The following is a 253-nucleotide window of genomic DNA, read 5'->3' as shown; positions in this document are numbered from 1 at the left end:
CCGCCAGGCACCAATGTGCAGCAATTTACTCCGCCAAAAGGCGACGAGCTGCAAAGCGAATTATTCAACCGTATTACTCAGCATCTGGATGAACCTGAAAAGCCGATGATTCTGGCGTTGTCACGCCCTGATAAACGTAAAAATATTGTCAGCCTGATTGAAGCCTATGGTCAATCCGAAATATTGCAGCAACATGCCAATGTATTGATTATCGCCGGTAACCGGGATGATATTGATGATTTGGAACGTGGTG

At 45.8% G+C, this 253-nt stretch carries 1 pseudogene; it reads left to right on the top strand.

From position 1 onward, the window contains the following. Window positions 1-15: 15 nt before the first annotated feature. Window positions 16-253: pseudogene (locus E8Q33_RS15275) on the top strand (HAD family hydrolase); the annotation flags it as partial.

Origin of the sequence: Methylophaga sp. SB9B, from assembly GCF_004832235.1 — a bacterium.
Classification (GTDB): Bacteria; Pseudomonadota; Gammaproteobacteria; order Nitrosococcales; family Methylophagaceae; genus Methylophaga; species Methylophaga muralis.
Note: the sequence above shows the minus strand (reverse complement) of the source record. Positions and strands in the feature narration are given on the sequence as shown.